Annotated in this window: 2 pseudogenes; one reads left to right on the forward strand and one right to left on the reverse strand. The window is 63.1% G+C overall.

Going from position 1 to position 1,665, the window contains the following annotated elements:
- Nucleotides 1-473, forward strand: a pseudogene (locus tag ACFWF3_RS35085) (lipase); the annotation flags it as partial.
- 478 nt (nucleotides 474-951) lie between these two features.
- Here the strand turns inward: ACFWF3_RS35085 and ACFWF3_RS35090 are convergent.
- Nucleotides 952-1,665: pseudogene (locus tag ACFWF3_RS35090) on the reverse strand (hypothetical protein); the annotation flags it as partial.

Genomic DNA, 1,665 nt, shown 5'->3' on the forward strand with positions numbered 1-1,665 from the left:
GCGTACCCCCGATCGCCCTGAGCTCACACCTCACCGCGTACGTCCTCTACATCCTCAGCGGTCTGCGCACCACCTACCCCGACCTGGATATCGACGGCCTGCTCACCGACACCGGACGGACCTGGCTCGCCCGCGCCCAAACCGGCTGCATCGGCCCACTGGGCGACGAGCTGGCCGCCGCGAAGCCCTCGGTCGGCAGCATGTTCGCCCGCCCGCTGTCGTCGATCCCCGACGTCCACGGCCTGCTCGCGCGCTACATGGGCCTGCCCGAATCCGGCTTCGACCGCCCACTCTTCCTGGGCCAGGGCCTGCGGGACACCGACGTGGTCACCCCCGAAACCCTCCGCTACGCCACAGTCCTCCAGGCCAACGGCCAGCCCGTCACCTTCCGCACCTACCCCACCGACCACGACGGCACCGTCAACGCCTCCCTGGTCGATTCCCTCCCCTTCGTCAGCGCGTTGTTCGCCTGACACCGTTGGATCAAAGTCTCACGGCGGAAGGACCAGTCATCTGAGCTGATTGCGGACTGGCGCGGGGCCAATCTCCGGCGAGGCCGGAACCACTCGTGCAGGTCGTGCCCGCTCTAAGGTTGCGACGTGTTCGCATCACCCTGTCTGTCGCCAGGCTGAAAGACCCTGCCACCACTGACATGTCGTCTTAGCCAGGACTGCTACTGCATATCGCCGGGCTTACCGCCACACTTGCCGGTACTCGGCAGCAGAAGAAATCCGCGCTCCACAGACCTGAGGTATCCAGCAACAACAGCTGAGGCCCGGTCAAGGTCTCCCGGACTCGACTGCGGGCCAGGTAAAATCACTGTGCCAGCGTGAGTTTCGTTGACCAGCATCAGTAACCCGCGCGACGCGCATGACCGGCGACAATGTGGACCCAGCTGCGCACTGAAGAGCGGCGGCTCACAACCGGACCACGGAAAACTGCCTGACTTTCCTACCCGGGAAGCTCATCGACCTTGATCTGACGGACCGCCGATCCTTCGTCCACAGGAATGGTGGCCGCGAGCAGTCGTGTGCGGTCCCCCGAAGAACCCAACAGCGACATCGGCACCGCACCATCGACCCCAGTGTTAGCGCTGATCCACCAGAGAGCAGCAGCCCACGGCCGCTTTTCCGCCTCCAGTGCTGCATTGATACGCCCAACTTCCGAATACAGGCCACATGAGCTTGTATCGAACTGGAAGGTAGGGAACCGACGTGACTTGCCGACGGGCAGCCCCAGCAGTTGGTTGCGCGACCGTAAGAGTCGCACGGCGCTCGACCTACGTTTCGCCTCAGCGCTGGCATCAATATATTTGCCTGCCTCAGCGGTACCCACACATTCGAAGTGTCGCAACACTTCCCGATGTTCAGCAGAGACAGGATCGGCCCGCGGAAGATAGCCAGTCGACCAGATCCCTTGGCTCTGCCACCCACTCGGGAACCCCATCTGGTCGACCGACAAACCGAGACCTGCGAATTCCCTGGTCACCAGTCCGCTCATCCTCGATCGCCATGTCGAAGCAGGGTCGATGTGCGCAGTGAGAATCGCGAGCACTGCCAACGAAGCGTAGACCCTGGACTTCGGCCGAGGCCCTGACGCATGAACAAGTTCAGGAACGCCTTCCAGCCGACCGAGCTGAACCGCCATGTTCCTATTCCACAGTCG

This window comes from Nocardia sp. NPDC060220, from assembly GCF_042727815.1.
GTDB lineage: Bacteria > Actinomycetota > Actinomycetes > Mycobacteriales > Mycobacteriaceae > Nocardia.